This is a genomic window from Hyphobacterium lacteum, from assembly GCF_036330345.1.
Taxonomy (GTDB): domain Bacteria; phylum Pseudomonadota; class Alphaproteobacteria; order Caulobacterales; family Maricaulaceae; genus Hyphobacterium; species Hyphobacterium lacteum.
The window spans coordinates 283,224-299,560 of the sequence record NZ_JAZDRP010000002.1; the positions used below are offsets into that span (position 1 = coordinate 283,224).

The 16,337-nt window shown below is 61.3% G+C and carries 18 protein-coding genes; 4 read left to right on the forward strand and 14 right to left on the reverse strand.

What is annotated here, in order from left to right; all coding sequences use genetic code 11:
• Positions 1–49: 49 nt before the first annotated feature.
• Positions 50–250: a hypothetical protein gene (locus V0U79_RS03915; RefSeq protein WP_330198161.1), complete on the reverse strand. Its 201-nt coding sequence runs from the start codon at positions 248–250 to the stop codon at positions 50–52.
• Positions 251–369: 119 nt separating this feature from the next.
• On the opposite strand from V0U79_RS03915, the gene nudC reads away from it, so the two are divergent.
• Positions 370–1,263, forward strand: a complete 894-nt coding sequence (gene nudC / locus V0U79_RS03920) for an NAD(+) diphosphatase (protein WP_330198162.1) — start codon at positions 370–372, stop codon at positions 1,261–1,263.
• Positions 1,264–1,319: 56 nt separating this feature from the next.
• On the opposite strand, the gene V0U79_RS03925 is transcribed toward nudC, so the two are convergent.
• Positions 1,320–1,859 (reverse strand): porin family protein, encoded by a 540-nt coding sequence (locus V0U79_RS03925; RefSeq protein ID WP_330198163.1) that lies wholly within the window; start codon positions 1,857–1,859, stop codon positions 1,320–1,322.
• Between the two features lie 304 nt (positions 1,860–2,163).
• Here V0U79_RS03925 and V0U79_RS03930 point away from each other — a divergent pair, with 304 nt between their 5' ends.
• Entirely contained in the window at positions 2,164–2,904 is a 741-nt protein-coding gene (locus V0U79_RS03930) for a c-type cytochrome (RefSeq protein ID WP_330198164.1), read from the forward strand.
• Here the strand turns inward: V0U79_RS03930 and V0U79_RS03935 are convergent.
• Both V0U79_RS03935 and V0U79_RS03940 read right to left on the reverse strand, forming a co-directional pair.
• The gene (locus tag V0U79_RS03935) at positions 2,901–3,761 is read right to left on the reverse strand and encodes a C40 family peptidase (RefSeq protein ID WP_330198165.1); all 861 of its coding nucleotides are present in this window, start codon (positions 3,759–3,761) and stop codon (positions 2,901–2,903) included. The two genes, V0U79_RS03930 and V0U79_RS03935, sit on opposite strands and share 4 nt — an antisense overlap.
• Positions 3,754–5,118 (reverse strand): leucyl aminopeptidase family protein, encoded by a 1,365-nt coding sequence (locus tag V0U79_RS03940; protein ID WP_330198166.1) that lies wholly within the window; start codon positions 5,116–5,118, stop codon positions 3,754–3,756. Before V0U79_RS03940 ends, V0U79_RS03935 begins: the two co-directional genes overlap by 8 nt.
• Before the next feature lie 117 nt (positions 5,119–5,235).
• On the opposite strand from V0U79_RS03940, the gene V0U79_RS03945 reads away from it, so the two are divergent.
• A complete protein-coding gene (locus tag V0U79_RS03945; protein ID WP_330198167.1) occupies positions 5,236–6,045 on the forward strand; it encodes a tetratricopeptide repeat protein in 810 nt (269 codons plus the stop codon).
• On the opposite strand, the gene V0U79_RS03950 is transcribed toward V0U79_RS03945, so the two are convergent.
• From V0U79_RS03950 to V0U79_RS03995, 10 genes are all read right to left on the reverse strand, one after another.
• Positions 6,046–6,546 (reverse strand): hypothetical protein, encoded by a 501-nt coding sequence (locus V0U79_RS03950; protein ID WP_330198168.1) that lies wholly within the window; start codon positions 6,544–6,546, stop codon positions 6,046–6,048.
• 60 nt (positions 6,547–6,606) lie between these two features.
• A complete protein-coding gene (locus tag V0U79_RS03955; RefSeq protein ID WP_330198169.1) occupies positions 6,607–7,584 on the reverse strand; it encodes a type II secretion system F family protein in 978 nt (325 codons plus the stop codon).
• A 9-nt stretch (positions 7,585–7,593) separates the two neighbouring features.
• The gene (locus V0U79_RS03960) at positions 7,594–8,583 is read right to left on the reverse strand and encodes a type II secretion system F family protein (protein ID WP_330198170.1); all 990 of its coding nucleotides are present in this window, start codon (positions 8,581–8,583) and stop codon (positions 7,594–7,596) included.
• Positions 8,584–8,586: 3 nt separating this feature from the next.
• On the reverse strand, positions 8,587–10,059 hold the full coding sequence (locus V0U79_RS03965) for a TadA family conjugal transfer-associated ATPase (protein ID WP_330198171.1): 1,473 nt from the start codon (positions 10,057–10,059) through the stop codon (positions 8,587–8,589).
• An 8-nt stretch (positions 10,060–10,067) separates the two neighbouring features.
• Positions 10,068–11,582 (reverse strand): AAA family ATPase, encoded by a 1,515-nt coding sequence (locus V0U79_RS03970; protein ID WP_330198172.1) that lies wholly within the window; start codon positions 11,580–11,582, stop codon positions 10,068–10,070.
• 12 nt (positions 11,583–11,594) lie between these two features.
• Positions 11,595–12,269, reverse strand: a complete 675-nt coding sequence (locus tag V0U79_RS03975) for a CpaD family pilus assembly lipoprotein (RefSeq protein ID WP_330198173.1) — start codon at positions 12,267–12,269, stop codon at positions 11,595–11,597.
• Positions 12,270–12,282: 13 nt separating this feature from the next.
• Complete coding sequence (locus V0U79_RS03980; RefSeq protein WP_330198174.1) at positions 12,283–13,740, reverse strand: type II and III secretion system protein family protein; 1,458 nt, start codon at positions 13,738–13,740, stop codon at positions 12,283–12,285.
• 11 nt (positions 13,741–13,751) lie between these two features.
• Positions 13,752–14,606, reverse strand: a complete 855-nt coding sequence (gene cpaB, locus V0U79_RS03985) for a Flp pilus assembly protein CpaB (RefSeq protein WP_330198175.1) — start codon at positions 14,604–14,606, stop codon at positions 13,752–13,754.
• Between the two features lie 113 nt (positions 14,607–14,719).
• Positions 14,720–15,223, reverse strand: a complete 504-nt coding sequence (locus V0U79_RS03990) for an A24 family peptidase (protein ID WP_330198176.1) — start codon at positions 15,221–15,223, stop codon at positions 14,720–14,722.
• Between the two features lie 140 nt (positions 15,224–15,363).
• Positions 15,364–15,522, reverse strand: a complete 159-nt coding sequence (locus tag V0U79_RS03995; protein WP_330198177.1) for a Flp family type IVb pilin — start codon at positions 15,520–15,522, stop codon at positions 15,364–15,366.
• A gap of 275 nt (positions 15,523–15,797) precedes the next feature.
• Between V0U79_RS03995 and V0U79_RS04000 the strand changes: the two genes are divergently transcribed.
• Positions 15,798–16,292: a pilus assembly protein N-terminal domain-containing protein gene (locus V0U79_RS04000; RefSeq protein WP_330198178.1), complete on the forward strand. Its 495-nt coding sequence runs from the start codon at positions 15,798–15,800 to the stop codon at positions 16,290–16,292.
• The last annotated feature ends 45 nt before the right edge of the window (positions 16,293–16,337 follow it).

Here is a 16,337-nt window from a genome sequence, read left to right on the forward strand (position 1 = left end):
TAGCCCAGAATTGCACGAACTGCCTCGCGCAAATTGACGCTGCCGGAATTCAGCCCGTGGCGGATCTCAGAAACAGCGCGTGGGCATCCAGCGCTTCGATCAGGTCGAGATCACCGTTCTGATCGACCAGTATGTCGCGCCAATAGGCGGCAATGCGAGCCTGGGTCTCCAACCAGTCCCGCACCGCAATATTGGCGGCATTGGCAGCACTGTCGGTGGGTACACCCCCGATCCGGATTTCACGCGCCACGGTCTCCTCCTTGATCAAATATATTGCGATTAGTTCTTAATTGCAGAAAAGAGTCAACCGGTTTACCTGCCCTCCGGCCTGCTTCATATGTGAGGGCCGTTCCGTCCGGAGAGCCGATCATGAACCCGTCCACGCCACTGGCTTTCTGCCTCTCCCCGCTCGACCGGGCCGAGGATATCCGACGCAATGCGGATAGGCTGGCGGAACTGCAAACGGCAGAAGGAGCCACGGCCATCCCGTTCCGCCGGGCGGACCCCGTGATTGGCGATAATGGCCGGTTGGCTCGCTGGCCCATGGGCAAAGCCCTGACATTGAAGCAGGTCGATACGCCGATCCTGCTGGGGCTGGAAAATGGTGAACCGCTTTATGCTGTGGACGTTGACCCTGACGCCGAGGCCGAGGGCGCGGACTTCACCGACACACGGACCGCGGCCATGCAGCTGCCGATCGAGGAGACCGGCATTCTGGCGCAGGCCCGGTCGCTGATCGAATGGCGGCGGAAAAATCGCTTCTGTTCGAATTGCGGAACCCTGACCACCGAACTGGAAGCCGGCCGCAAACGGCTTTGCATGTCATGCGGAACCGAGCATTTCCCGCGCGTCGACCCGGTCGCCATCATGCTGGTGGTCAAGGATGACTGGTGCCTTCTGGGCCGCCAGTCGAGCTGGCCGCCGCGCATGTGGTCGGCGCTCGCGGGCTTCATGGAGCCGGGTGAAACCATTGCCCAGGCCGCCGCCCGTGAAGTCTGGGAAGAGGCTGGACTGCAATGCGATCCCGCATCCGCGGAACTGATCGCCGATCAACCCTGGCCCTTTGCGTCCTCCCTGATGCTCGCCGTGATCATTGAGGCCATTACGGTCGATATCAAGGTCGATACCCATGAGATCGAATCGGCCCGCTGGTTCTCCCGCGAAGAGATTCACGACATGTTGTCGGGTCAGCACCCGGAGGCGGACGTGCCACCCAGTATCGCCATTGCCCGCCGTCTGCTGGAAGTCTGGGTGTCCCGCTAAAGCAAATGGCCGCGCTGTGACAGCGCGGCCATCGGGCAAGCAGATCGGGTTCCGCTTTAGCGCGTCGCCCCAAATCGGCGGACATAGGAAATACCGAATACATCGGCATCCGCATCGTCCAGCTCATGACGGGTATAGTCGATGCGGACACCATTGCGTCCGTCAAAGAAGAACTCCCCGCCAACGCCATAGGCAAAACCGTCAGCATCATCCGTCAGGCCAAAGCCCGGCACAGACGCTTCGATATTGGCCGTCGTATAGCCAATGCGGGCAAATAGATTCGCATTTTCGGAAATCGGGGCGCGCGCTACGCCGAACAGGCTGGCTGCCATGTTCACATCGACATCGACCGGTGTGTTGTTGAACATCACCGTGTCGCCATCAACGCCGATGTCGAGCTGACCTTCAAAACCGAGAAAACGCGTGAATTCATAGCCGCCGCGGAGCGTGACGGCACTGACATCCACATCAAAACCGCCTTCTGAAACGCCGATCGTGGAGAGGCCGGCGCCGAGCGTGAAATCGCCATCATCGGCGAAGGATGCAGCGCTCGCCGCTGCTGCAAGAACAGTAGAAAGAACAAGTGTGCGCATCATTTTGGACCTTTCGTTGGGGGGACAAAGGTTATGGGACAGGCAGCGATCCGGCTGCCGGGACTGCGGGAAAGCACGAACAGGCAAGGCCAGACGCCGGTTTTCCCGGGTCCGAGATTTTTTCGGCAGCGATGAATGCTGGCTGAACAGGCCGGTGAATCGGCCTTTCATTGCCGCAATGTAACCCGCGACGATGCGCCACTTTACGACGCGGCATGTGATCGGTAAGTGACTGACAACATCAATGAGTTGCTTGGCGCGCGCCTGCGTGTCAAACACCGCTCAATTCAGACTCTCGGGGACAAGCATGGGCGATCTCTTCTGGAACAAGATTGGTGCCGTCATTATCGGTCTGGTGCTGATGGTCATGGTCATCGGCGTGGTCGGTGACATCGTCTTCTCGGAAGGCGGACATGACGACGAGCACGCATCCCTGTCCTATCCGATCGATGTCGAATCTGTTCTGGGCGGCAATGCCGGCTCCGACCCCGTCGAGGAAGTCAGGGTCGACCTCGGCACGCTGCTGGCAGCCGCCGATGCCGGTGCCGGCGAGCGGATCTTCCGCCGCTGCGTCTCCTGCCACAATGCCGAGCCCGGCGGCGCAAACCTGCAGGGACCGAATCTCTGGAATGTGGTTGGCCGTGCTGTCGCTTCCTATGACGGCTTTAACTATTCCGGCGCCATGAGCGACCATGGCGGCAACTGGACCTATGAAGAGCTCGACCATTTCATCGCCAATCCGCGCAGCTATATCAGCGGCACGGCCATGGCCTTCGCCGGTATCCGCGGCGATGAGGACCGCGCCAATTTGTTGGCCTATATGCAGACCCTGTCCGACAGCCCGGTGCCTTTTCCGGCCCCCGTTGTTGCGGAAACCGCCGACGCGGCTGACGGCATGGTTGAGGACGCGATGATGGACGCCGCAGGCGAAGTTGACGCTGCCACAACCGAAGCAGCCGAGAACCTGTCGGATCAGATGGATGCGATCGAGGATGCTGCCCAGGGTGGCGGCGCCGAGGACACTCCCGCTGAAGAAGGCGGCAACTAGGCCGCTACTCTCACGACCGATGTAACAGGCGAGCCGCTCTCAACGGCTCGCCTTTCTGTTTCTGCCACCGGTTCGATCACGGTTTCCATGAAGGTCGCATTGGCATGCACGATGTGATCGGCATCCGTCATGATGCCGACATGACCCGCCCAGAAGACGACATCCCCGCGCCGGCGAGCCGCAGTGTTCGGGATCACCGGATAGCGCGCGCCCAGATCGGCTTCCTGCATCCACGCATCCCGCAGCACGGGAATGCCGGCCGCCTCCAGCGCACATTGCAGCAGGCCGGAACAATCCAGACCCAGGCTTTCCTTGCCACCCCAGAAATAGGGCGAACCCACGAACCGCTCCGCCACGCTGACGAAATCCGGCTCGGCATGACCCAGCGGCACGACATGACCTTCAAAAATCCAGCCCCGTCCGCCTACATCGATGAACCGGCCTTCCTGTTGACCAGCTGCAATCTTTGCATTCATCGAAACCAGACAATTCGGAGCTGATTTCAGATCCGGTTCGGAGAAAAGATAGGTGCGCAACGCGCTGACCCGGTGCGTAGCCGGGCTTACCGGTTGCGACAGCGCCGTCATGTCGACCCAGCCGACATATCCGTCATATCGCGAAAAGCCCCAGGCCCAGCCATCACGTTCCTCCAACACGGCAAACACTTCACCGAACAGGGCCTGGGTATCCATGGCGCCGTCATCGCGCGGTTCACGCCGTATGGCTGTGCAGCCCGCCGTAACCTGCATCTCGACAGGCTCCACGAAGCGCTCGGCCTCAACCCGGCCCTTCAGATGTGCGGCAGCCAGGTCGGGTCGCGCCGGCAGCAGACGGGGGTGGTTGTCCAGATCAGCCATAGAGAACCTTCAGCGCTTCCCAGGCCGCACGGGACCCCAGCATTTCGCCCCCCATAGGCCGGCCCGGCCGGTCCTTCGGATTCCAGGCGAAGATATCGAAATGGCACCAGCGCCGGCCACCAGTGAAACGCCGCAGGAACAGCGCCGCCGTGACCGAGCCGGCAAAACCGCCATCACCGGTATTCTTCAGATCGGAAATCGTGCCTTCTAGCTGTTTGTCATAGCCGTCCCAGAGCGGCATCCGCCAGACCGGGTCACCCACCTTGGCCGCACCCTCGGCCAGCGCGTCGCCAAAGGCCTGGTCATCGGTGTAATAGGGCGCCAGATCCGGACCCAGCGCCACCCGGGCCGCCCCCGTCAGCGTCGCAAAATCGAGGATCAGCTCGGCATCATCCTCGACCGCTTTGGCCAGGGCATCGCCCAGAACCAGCCGGCCTTCGGCATCCGTATTGTCGATTTCCACCGTCAGGCCGAGCCGCGACGTCAGCACATCCCCGGGGCGGAACGCATTTCCATCGATCGCATTCTCGGCCGCCGCGATCAGCAAATGCAGCCGCACCGGCAGTTTTGCATCCATGATCAGCCGGGCCAGCGCCAGCGCATTGGCGGATCCACCCATATCCTTTTTCATCAGGCGCATGCCGGCCGCCGGCTTGATGTCGAGGCCACCGCTGTCAAACGTGATCCCCTTGCCGACAATGGCCAGGCGCGGATGCTTCGGATCACCCCACTCCAGCTCGATCAGGCGTGGCGGGCAGTGCGCCGCCCGGCCGACCGCGTGGATCATACCGTAGCGCTCCTTGACCAGATCATCGCCGATCGTGGCCTTTACCTTGGCACCGAATTCCTTGCCGACCGTCTCGACGGCCTTCTGCAGCGCAGCCGGGTCCATATCGCCGGCTGGAGTATTGACCAGATCCCGCGTCAGCCAGATCGACCGCACCACCCGCGTGGCCTCTTCCACATCTGCCCCGTCGACGGGCGCCAGCCGCGCCGGCTTGCGGGCCGGTTTCTTGTAGCGCGTGAACTGATAGGCCCCGGCTCCGAAAGCCACCATTGCCATGGTCGGGTCGATCTCGCCCAGATCACCTTCGAGCTGCCAATCGCCTTCAGGGAGAACTTTAGCCGCATCGCCTAACGCAAATGGATCCGTGGCATTGCCCAGCCCGACCAGCGCATCCGCCCCGCTGCCTTCCGGTAATAGAACAATCTGTCCTGCATCGCCGCCAAAGGAATTCGCCTTCGCCACTGCTCGCCCGGTATCCGTCAGCGTCTCGGGCAAGGTCTCGGCCAGGCTTGCCGGCACCGCCAGGATCAGACGGTTCTTGTCGGAAGGAGCGGCGAAAATATCGGTCACGTGGCGAGTCTCCGGAAAATATCGAATGTCCAAACAAACCGGGCGAAGAGATTAACGCATTCTTGACCGGCACAGCGAAGAGTAATGCGGGAATACTACCGGTAAAGGACCTGACCCATGCGTGTCGTGTCGAAACTCACCCTGATGGCCGCCGCCTTCGCGTTGACAGCGTGCGCAACCTCGCGGACGCCACAGGAACAGGCGTTGGCGGAAGACCTGACCCAGCGCGCCTCCATCGTCCCCGCCAGCCAGGCCGAGCGCCAGGCCATCCGAAGCCAGGACTTGCTCACCCAGGCTGCCTTCTGGGCAGAGGCCCACGAACTCAATCCGGCCGATCGCGAGGCCGCCGTTGAGCTGTCGCGCGTTTTACGCCGGATCGGCCAGACCCAGCGCGCGGCGACCGTCGCCCGCCAGGCGATGGCGCTTTACCCGGAAGATATCGATTTGCAGCTGGCCTATGGCGCAGCCCTGACCGAAGCCGGCCGCGGCGCCGTCGCGATCGAGCCGCTGGCCCGCGTGGCCGCCGCCCGCCCGACTGACTGGCAGGTTCTGAATATTCTCGGTGTGGCCTATGAGCAGGCCGGCCTGCGCGAACAATCGCGCGAGAAATACCGCGAGGCACTGGCCCTTTCGCCCGGCGAGGCCTCCATCTTGTCCAATCTCGCCCTGTCCTATGCCTTTGACGGCGACGCACCGCAGGCCGAACGCCTGTTGCGCGAAGCCATGGCACGCCCGAACGCCGACGCCACGGTCCGCCAGAATCTGGCGCTCGTGATTGCCCTCCAGGGGCGGTTCGATGAGGCAGAAGCCATGGCCCGGGTCGATGTCAGTCCACAAACAGCAGAAGCCAACATGGCCTATATCCGTGCCATGCTGACGACCGGCCGCCGCTGGGATGCCATTCGCGACGACAGCGGTGCCCGCTGATCAGGCCTCGGAAGATCCCATTCCGGCCGGAAAAGGCGGTGGCGGAATATCGTCCGCCTTTTGCTCGACCCGCTTGAGGGGAAAAAGCGCTTTCAGCGCCGGGTCAACCAGCGTCGTATCAAAACGGAAATCCTCGGCATGATCGCGCAGTGCAGCCGGCGCGCGCCCGTCCTTTGAATGTTCGATCGCGCGATAGAGCGCGAACAGGCGCAAATAGCCCTTGTCATCCTGAGTGAGGCCGGTGTCGTCGAGCCTCTGGAAGACTTTGATAAGAGTGTTGATGCCGTTCTTCCGCTTGCCGGCGGCCAAATCTGTCAGTGCATTGACCAGCGCTACTTTCCAGCCTGATTCCGCAAACTCGACGCGCCGCGGCACGACACTCAGCTCATCTCGTGCACGGGCAAAATCTTCACGCCCCAATGCGGCCAGTGCGGCCTCGGAGGCACGGCTGGCAATCGCGTTGGTCTCTTCACGCGTAACGCTGCGGCGGCGAGTAAGCATGCAGGGGTTTTAACCGGGCAATCCGCGCATGGCGAGAATAATCGCCAGAAAAGCGAGGACTTACATCGCCTGGTAGCGCATGATCGCCGGGCCCAGGATCACCACGAACAGCACCGGCAGGAAGAAGACGATCATCGGCACGGTCAGCTTTGCAGGCAGGGCTGCGGCTTTCTTTTCGGCATTGGCAAGACGCATATCGCGGTTTTCCTTGGCCATGACGCGCAATGCCTGACCCAGCGGCGTACCATAACGTTCCGCCTGGATAAGCGCGGTTGCCACGGCTTTCACCCCGGGGTGATTGGTCCGTTTGGCCAGGTTTTCATACGCCGAGCGCCGATCCTGCAGATAGGACAATTCGGCCGTCGTCAGCGACAATTCCTCGGCCAGCTCGATGGATTGGGCACCCACCTCACCTGAGACTTTCTGGAAGGCGGCCTCGATCGACATGCCGGCCTCGACGCAGATCAGCAACAGATCCAGCCCGTCCGGGAAGGCCTGCATGATCGATTGCTGGCGCTTGGCCGCCGCATTTTGCAGATAGAGGTTTGGCGCATAATAGCCGAGCATTCCGATGCCGGCCGCCGCACACCAGCGGGTAATGGTCGGCAGGCCGAAATCATTGATGAAGAAGACATAGAAGGCAGCGCCGCCGAACAGCAGAATGGGCGCTGTCAGCCGGAAGAAATAGAAGGTCATCACCGGACCATTGCCGCGGAAACCGGCCTGGGTCAGCTTGTCCTTCAGGCCCGGATCCTCGAACAGTTTCTGGAGGTTCAGGCTTTCAACCACCGTCTTGGCGAGGCCCTTGGTCTCCTTGCCGCGCAGGCTGCCCGAATGGGCCTCCTCCAGGGCTTCGCGGGATTTGCGGCGCAATTCTTCCTTGCGGTTCTGGACACCCTTGATGCGTTTATCCAGCTTGTTCTGACCCATCATCGGAGAGGTCAGGGTGACCACGGTCGCAAACACGGCAATGGCCGCGATGACAGACCAGATCACCTGCGGATTGGTGACGAGTTCGGCGATGTCCTGGAAGCTCATCCCCGTCCCCTAATGCTTGAAGTTGATCATGCCGCGCATCATCAGGATGCCGATACCCATCCATATGGCGCCACCCAGAAGCATCAGCTGGCCCTTGGGCTCCACGAACATGGCGGTCATGTAGGACGGCGTGGTGACATAGACGATAGCGAGAACGCCGGGCGGCAGCGCGCCAATGATCATCGCGGAGGCCTTGGCTTCCGAGGACAGCGCGCCGATCTTCTCACGCATCATCTTGCGGGCGCGCAGGACCGCCGACAGATTTCCCAGCGCCTCGGCGAGATTACCACCGGTTTTGGCCTGGATGGTCAGCACGGTCGAAAAGAAGTTCAGTTCCGGCAGGGGCATCCGCTCGACCATTTTCTTTGTGCCCTCTTCCAGGGACACGCCGACGGCCTGTGCCTCGACCAGCTTGGCAAATTCGGGACCGACCGGATCCGGGGATTCGCGGGCAATCACCTTGATACATTCATTCAGCGGCAGGCCCGACTTGATACCGCGAACGATAATATCAAGCGCATTGGCGAACTCTTCGGTAAACTTCTTCTGCCGTCCCGTGCGGCGCATGCCGAGGAACCAGCGTGGCAGGCCGAGACCAGCCGCCAGGGACAGCCCTGCCGAAACCAGGAGACTTTGACCGGTCAGCAGCGCCACTGCAAAGCCGGTAACGGCCATAACGCCAGAGGCGATCCAGAATGTCTTGACCGAGAAATTGAAGCCTGCCTGCTCGATCTGCGATTTCAGCGTCAGCGATTTCTTCTTGGCGCTCTTCTGCTTGTCTTCGATCTCTTTGAGCGAGTCTGCCACCTGTTTGCGGCGCTGTTGATTGGGATCAGCCTCGCGTGACCGTGGCTTGCGCGGCCGGGATGATGCGACGACGGCCTTGCGGCGAGCCGCTTTCTGTCCATCGCTCAGAGCGCCGGAAACCACCCAGCCGACACCGCCAACCGCAATAAAAGCGGCCACGGCGGCAAACAGGAGAGGCAATTGTCCATTCATCGCCTAGCCCTCCGCAGCATCGAGTGCGGCCGCGAGCTCGCGTTCCAGACCATAATAGCGCGCCCGGTCCCAGAAGCGCGGCCGGGCAATCCCGGTGGACTTGTGAGCGCCCTTGATACGGCCGGTCTCGTCTTCGCCGTCCATTTCATAAAGGAAAAGGTCCTGGGTAATGATGACATCACCTTCCATGCCCATCACTTCGGTGATGTGCGTGATCTTCCGTGAACCATCCCGCATGCGGGCGGCCTGAACGACGATGTCGATCGAGCCGGAAATCATTTCGCGAATGGTCTTCGAGGGCAGGTTATAGCCCCCCATCGTGATCATCGACTCAATCCGCGACAGGGCTTCACGCGGGCTGTTGGCGTGCAGCGTACCCATCGAACCGTCATGGCCGGTATTCATGGCCTGCAGGAGGTCGAAGGCTTCCGGGCCGCGAACCTCACCCACGATGATCCGCTCGGGACGCATCCGCAGGCAGTTCTTGACCAGATCACGCATGGTGACCTCGCCGGACCCTTCCAGGTTTTTCGGACGTGTTTCCAGACGGACCACATGTGGCTGCTGGAGCTGCAGTTCGGCCGCGTCTTCGCAGGTGATGACGCGCTCTTCCTCGCTGATGAAGCCGGTCATACAGTTGAGCAGCGTGGTCTTACCCGAACCGGTACCGCCGGAAATCAACACGTTACAGCGCGAAGCTCCGATGATTTCCAGAACCTTGGCGCCTTCCGGCGAGATCGACTCAAAGTCGACCAGGTTCTGCATACGCAGCTTGTCTTTCTTGAACTTCCGGATGGTCAGTGTCGGCCCGTCGAGCGCCAATGGCGGCGCGATCACATTGACACGGGATCCGTCGGCGAGACGCGCGTCACAGATCGGGCTGGCCTCATCAACCCGGCGGCCGACCTGGCTCACAATCCTCTGACAGATATTCATCAGCTGACCATTGTCGCGGAAACGGATATTGGTCTTTTCAACCCGCCCGCCGACTTCGATGAACACATCGCCAGCGCCATTGACCATGATGTCGGCAATATCGTCTCGTGCCAGCAGCGGCTCCAGCGGGCCATATCCCAGAACGTCGTTACAGATGTCCTGAAGCAGGCGCTCCTGCTCGGCAATCGACATGGCGACATTCTTGATCGAGATAATCTCGGTGACGATGTCGCGGATTTCCTCGGCCGCTGTCTCATTGTCGAGCTGGGCCAGCGCGCCCAGATCAATCGTGTCAATCAGCGCGTTGAAAATCGTCGTCTTGATGGCGTAGTAGGCGTCAGTGTGCTGGGTGTCGGCAGTCGAAACCACCGGCTTAACTTTCGGCGCAGGCTTGGGGCCCGGTGCGGCAGCCGGCTTGGCGGCCGTTTTCTCCGGTGGCCGGGGCGCCGGCTTCGGCTTGGCCGCAGGCGCAGCGGAAGCCGGCGCAGGGGCCGGCTTCGGATCAGGTCGTGTCGCGGTGGCGTCTCGCTTACCGAACATGGATCAGATCACTTTCCAAACAGGCCTCCGAAAAGACCTTTCTTGACCGGAACGGAAGTCCGTCCCGAAATCATCGAAGCCAGGTGGGCAAAGCCTTCAGCCGCTTTGGACTTGGGGTCGATCTCGGCAATCATCTGACCGTCATTGGCGGCCTTGCCGAACAATTGCGGCTCGAAAGGCAGAACCAGGGCCGGCTGAACGCCGAGTGCCTCGGCGAAATCCTTGACCGGAATCTCCGGGCGCTTGGCCACGCCGGCCATATTGATCACCACCTTGGGCGGTTCGTCATTAGGGCGCGAGGCGTGCACCAGGTCGAACAGGTTCTTGGCATTGCGCAGCGAAGCCAGTTCCGGCGTCACCGTCACGACAACCTGATCGGCGCTGAGAATTGTGTGCTTCACCCAGGGCGACCAGGTGTGCGGCAGATCCAGCGTGATGAAAGGTGCCTGGCGTTTGACCTGATCAAGGACGGTCTCATAGGCCTCCGGACCGAAATCCCAGTCCTTGTCCAGCGTAGCCGGAGCGGAAAACAGCGACAGTCGCTCGGTGCAGCGCACCAGAAGCCGGTCCAGCAAGGCCTCGTCGAGGCGTTCAGGGTCCGCCAGCGCATCGCCCAGCGTTTGGGCCGGGTCCTGATTGAAATCGAGGCCCGCCGTGCCGAACGACAGATCCATATCGACCAGCACGCAATCGGCTTGGGCATTTTCAGAAATACACCAGGCCGTATTGTGCGCGACCGTCGAGGCACCGACACCGCCCTTGGCGCCGATAAAGGCGACCGTCTTGCCGGCAAAGGGGGCTTCCGGGTCCAGATAAAGACCGGAGATCGTGCGGATCAGATGCAGCGGCGACATCGGCGGAACGAGATACTCGCTGACCCCGCGCTTCATCAGCTCGCGATAGAGCGAAATGTCGTTGGCCGCGCCGATAATGATAACCTTGGTATCCGGGTCACAAACGCCGGCCAGCTCTTCCAGCTGATCAAACAGGCCCTGGCCGCGCATACCGGTCTCGATGATCAGAAGGTCTGGCGTGGACTGCGTGATAAAGCGTTCCACAGCCGCTGACAGACCACCCAGCTCGACGTCCACATGTGCCTTGGCCAGCCGCCGGTCATTGGCAGCATTGTGGATCAGCGCACCACTTTCCGGGCGCTCACAGAAAGCATGAATGGTGATGCGCGGGATTGGCTGATCCGGGATATCATCATCAATCTCGCCGGCCATCGGGTCGACGAGATCAACCGAGAAACTGTCCAGATCAATGTCCGAGAAATCATCGGCAATGTGGTCTGGCTCTTCGGCGCTTTCCGGCTCGTCCTGTGCCGGTGCCGTGGCGCCCCGCGACCCGAAGGGACGCGGCTCGTCCTCCTCCGTGCTGGTAAACTCGCCAAAACCGTCGTCCTCGCCGAATTCCTCGAAGCCCTCGCCCGAATCGTCGAGCAAGCGGCGCTCCACCTCTGCCGGATCGAGGAGATCATCCTCGTCCAGGAATTCATCGTCATATGCCTGGGGTTCAGCCATTGTTTTCCAGCCTTAATCCACCGCGGTTGAAACTGCGCCGCTTTCGTCATCACGTCTTTGCGTGCTGGTCGGCTCGCCCTGGCGATAGGTGTCGAGCACAGTCTGACGGCGTTCGGAGTCGGGAGCATCGTGATCGGTCGGGCCGGCCAGATGGTAGGGATCGCCAATCATGGCCGCGCGGTTCTGCGCCATGAAACAGCCAAATCCCTCATAGCCATCATTCATCCGCTCGATCCGCAGATCGTCCCAGCGGCGATTGGTACATTCTGCCGGCATCTCGGTCTCGTAATGCATGTAGCTGACGATTACCGGCGCATTGCCCATGCCGCGCGCATCGTAGGGACCTTCCTCGGTGAAGCGGGCACCCACGCCCTGCGAATCGAGAAAGGCGCGCAGCTCGGACATGGCGCCCTGGGCAGCATCGTCTTCAGCGCTGCCATCAGGCCAGGAAAGAATGATGGGGCCGTGACCGTTCGACTTGTAGTGATCAACGAAGGCGTGGAATGCCCCCATCTGCGACCACAACAGGCCATTGGCATCGGTATCGACCACCAGATCCATGCGGGCCGTCGCTTGTACCGGACGGGCTTCGGGGAAGCCGATCGCATTGACGGTTCCGTTCGAGGTTGCACAGGCCGAAATCAGGAGAGCCGGCACAAAAACGAGGGCAAGTCTTGCAAGTCTCATCACGTCCTCTCCCTTAATCCAGCAGGAACCCGACCGGGCCGTTCCAGCTACGCCCGTCGGTACGGGCGCCCGGCACGGCATAGGCGCGGTTGATGTTGCCGAGGAACAGGGTTTCCAGCTCACTGGCGGGCTGGAAACCGTCGGCCGGCGTGGCCGCCTCGTTCTGGTTGATCGGGTCCACCAGGTAAGGCGTCACCAGAACCACCAGCTCGGTCTCCTGGTTTTCGAAATCACGGCTGCGGAACAGCGCACCCAGCACGGGCAGGTTCTGGACACCCGGAATGCCGTCCAGATTCTGGCGGGTCTCTTCCTGGATCAGGCCAGCCAGCACCAGGCTGCCACCCGAGGGTAGCTCCACAGTGGTCTCGGCCCGGTTCACATTCAGGCCCGGGATCTGGAGGCCGGGAACGGTTCCGATCACATTGCCCTGGTCATCCGTGACATCCTGGGAGCCCAGCTGCAGCGAGCCCTGATTGGTCAGCTCGGAAATCTCGGTCGAGATCCGCAGCGAGATGCGGCCTTCCGACAGCACGATCGGGGTAAAGCCAAGACCGACACCGAACTGCTTGTATTCAACAATGATATTGCCATCACGGTCGCGGCCCACAGGGACCGGGAATTCACCACCGGCGAGAAAATTCGCTGCCTCACCGGAAATCGCGGTGAGATTGGGCTCGGCAAGCGTACGGACCAGGCCGACGCGCTCCAATGCCTGGATCAGGGCTCCGGCGGTACTGATGTCGCCACCGCCCTGCGCCGTGTAGTTCAGGCTGGTGTTCAGGCCACTTAGCGCACGGCCAACCAGCGAGAATTCCTGCTCGGTTGCCACGTTGAAAGCGACATCGTCGATCTGGCCGGCCGCCGAGAGATTGATTCCCAGCTGACGCACGATTGTCCGCTGCATCTCGACGATGCGCACTGACAGCATCACCTGTTCGCGGCCTTCAATGGCCAGCATGGACAGGACGTTATCGGGATCATCCGTCCAGCGCTGCGCCAGGCGCAGGGCTGTGTCGGCCTCGGCGGCGCTGCGCACGGATCCGGACAGGACGATATGATCATTCATGGCTTCGGCGCTGACCCGGCGGTCCGGCAGGAAACGATCCAGCGCTTCCTGCAGGGCGCGCATATCGCGCTCGACGCGGATATCGAGATCAAGGATCAGATTGCCCTCGGCATCGAAGAAGAAGGCATTTGTCTGGCCGATCGCCTGCCCCAGCAGATAAGCGCGGGTAGGCGTGCGGATCACCGCATCGGCCACCTCCGGATTGGTCACCAGCACATCGGCGGCATCGACCGGAAGATGGATGATCGCCGCCTTGCTCAGCGGCAGGTCCAGCACCTCCGAAACCGGGCCATCACCGGTGCGGGTGATATAGACCTGCATCGTGGTATTGCCCGATGAGGTCTGCGCGAGGGCAGTGCCGGCCGGAAGGGCCAGCATCAGGGCAAGGAAAAGAGCGCGGATCATTTCAGGCCCTCCTAATCGTCCACCGAGACGACACGGCCCTGGCCATAACGGTAGACCACGACCTGTCCGTCATCATTGCGGAAGGGCATTACGGGTTCCTGATCATCGCGTGCCACGCGCGGATCGGATTGAGCCGAGACCAGGCGGGGACCGCCTTCCGTGTCGGCAAGGCTGCGCAGCGACAGCGAGATCTGGCCCCGCTCGGTCGCCAGCGCCAGCGCGCGGGCCTGTTCGGGCGTCACCTCCAGCGTCGCTGTCTCGCCGACCACCACGCTCTCGGAATCTTCCTCGCCACCGAAAACCTGGTCGATGGCCAGCACTCGGGCATTCTCCACCACGGTCTCGGAGACGTAATAGCGGCGGCGGTTATTGCCTTCTTCCTCGGCCTCATAGGCGACAATCACGTCAACGCGGTCACCCGGCAGGATAAAGCCACCGGCACCGGTCTCGGCCGTGATCGGCACAGCATGACCGCGCATGCCCGGGCCCAGCACGGCCGACATGAAACCGGCCTCGCCGACCTGCAGAAGGAAACGCGGCGAAATAGGCTCGCCCTCGGAAATCTCGTTACGGACTACAGAACCGGCAAATTCCTCGGCCGCATCAGGGCGGCGGTCACGGACAATCTGGGAGGGGCTGACGGCATCTTCCGGCCAGGCCTGCCAGTAGAGGTCGCTGGCCTGGATACGGGATCCGACCGGCAGATCGCGTCGCGCGGCCAGCACATCAACCGTCGCGGCCTGAACGACCTGCGGTTCGACAATCACCGGCTCCGGTGTGTTCGATGACGACCGGTAGACAAAGAAAGCCGCAGCGGCGGCTGCCAGTCCGGCGGCAAGCAGAACAATGATTCTGGCGGCATTCATGGGCGCGAATCCCCTCGGTTTACACGCCCATCTGACCCCCAATTTCCAAAAGGGGCGTTAAGATTCAAATGCGATTGCAACCGATTGGGAAGATTTCTTCACAAATCGGAAAATTATAACGCAGCGAGCAGGAAGATCTGGCTGTCCGGCAAGGTCCACAAGGCGCCTGCCGCAAGGGCAATTCCGTAAGGCGCCGGACCGCCTTCCGCCAGCAATGTCCCCGTCAGCCAGCTGCGCGGCAGACCGGTTGCGGGCGCCGCCCGGCGCAACATCATCAGGCCAACGGCCAGAAGACCGCCCATCAGCGCCGCCTTGGCCAGGAACATGGCCGCATCCGGCCAGCCAAACCACAGCGCCGCAGCGGCAAACAGTTTCGCATCGCCGCCACCGATCCAGCCCGGCGCAAACAGCGCAATACCGATCATGAGGGCAATGAGGCCCGTCAGGGCGTGCAGACCGAAATCCATCCAGCTCATGCCCAGAAACAGGGCGGCCATCGGAAAGGCCAGGGCCAGTACGCCACTCAGCCAGTTGGGAATGGTATAGCTCATGGCGTCCTTGGCGGCCGCCAGGACCATGAGAAAAGCAAAGACCAGAAGAAGAAGCTGACCCGCCATGACACCACTCCGCTTATCGTTGGAAATGTATCTAGCCGAACAGGCTTAATAATCGGTTGGCTTGAAGAGTATGGGCGAAAAGCAAAAGGGGCCGCCCTTTCGGGCAGCCCCTTGATAGCGTTTGCAAACTGCTGCGCGAATTAGATCGCGTCGGCAACCGTCTGCATGTTGTCACGAACGCCGGTGCCCAGAGCGGTCACAGCGCCGATAATGACAACGGCGATCAGAGCAGCGATCAGGCCATATTCAATAGCCGTAGCGCCAGATTCGTCTTTGAAGAAACGAGAAACAAATTGCATGGGTCTACTCCCGTGTTTGCTAGCCACACATCCACTTCAAGGAGGCTTTTTGTCCCGACCTCTCTTGTCGTGTGCCAGCATAAAAGCACAGGAGACTTTCGAATTGGTGAATACTCATACTTAATTATGTATGAATAAAAATTCCTGTGGATTATAGTTAACAGCGGTTAAACAAAAAAAGTGTAACTCAATCCTGATCTTCAACCCTGTCTGTTTAGAAAGTCTTCACGCGCCCGCGCTTGTATAAGAGCAATTGTGAGCTCGCGGAGTCCGCCATGCGTAAATCCCTGATCGCCCTCGCCGCCCTCGCCGCCCTGGCCGCTGTGCCGGCTGTGGCTGTCGCCGACCAGATGCTGGAAGTCGAGCACGCGGATGTCGTCCGCCTGCCCTCTTCCGCCTATACCGTTATTGTCGGCAATCCGGCGATCGCCGATGCCGTGATTCATGACCGGCGGACTCTGATCGTTACCGGCCGTCTGTTCGGCCGCACGAATATCATTGCGCTCGATCGGGCCGGGCGCGTTATCTATGCCGAGGACTTTGTCGTCGGCCCGTCCTCCGACGGCCAGCTTGTCTATCAGCGCGGCACCTCACGGGTCACCATGACCTGTACGCCAAATTGCGGTCCGTCGCCGACGGTCGGCGATGATCCTGAGACCTTCGATGCCCTGACCGGTCAGCAAAGCACACGCATCGGCATTGCCGGTGAAGCCGCGGCCATCAGCGAAGGCTCCCAGTCGGCCCGCAATCTGGAAGGCGGCCGCCAGTAGGCTTGCATTAACCCTGTTCCTTCACCCGGTTTTAAAGCGCTCGCG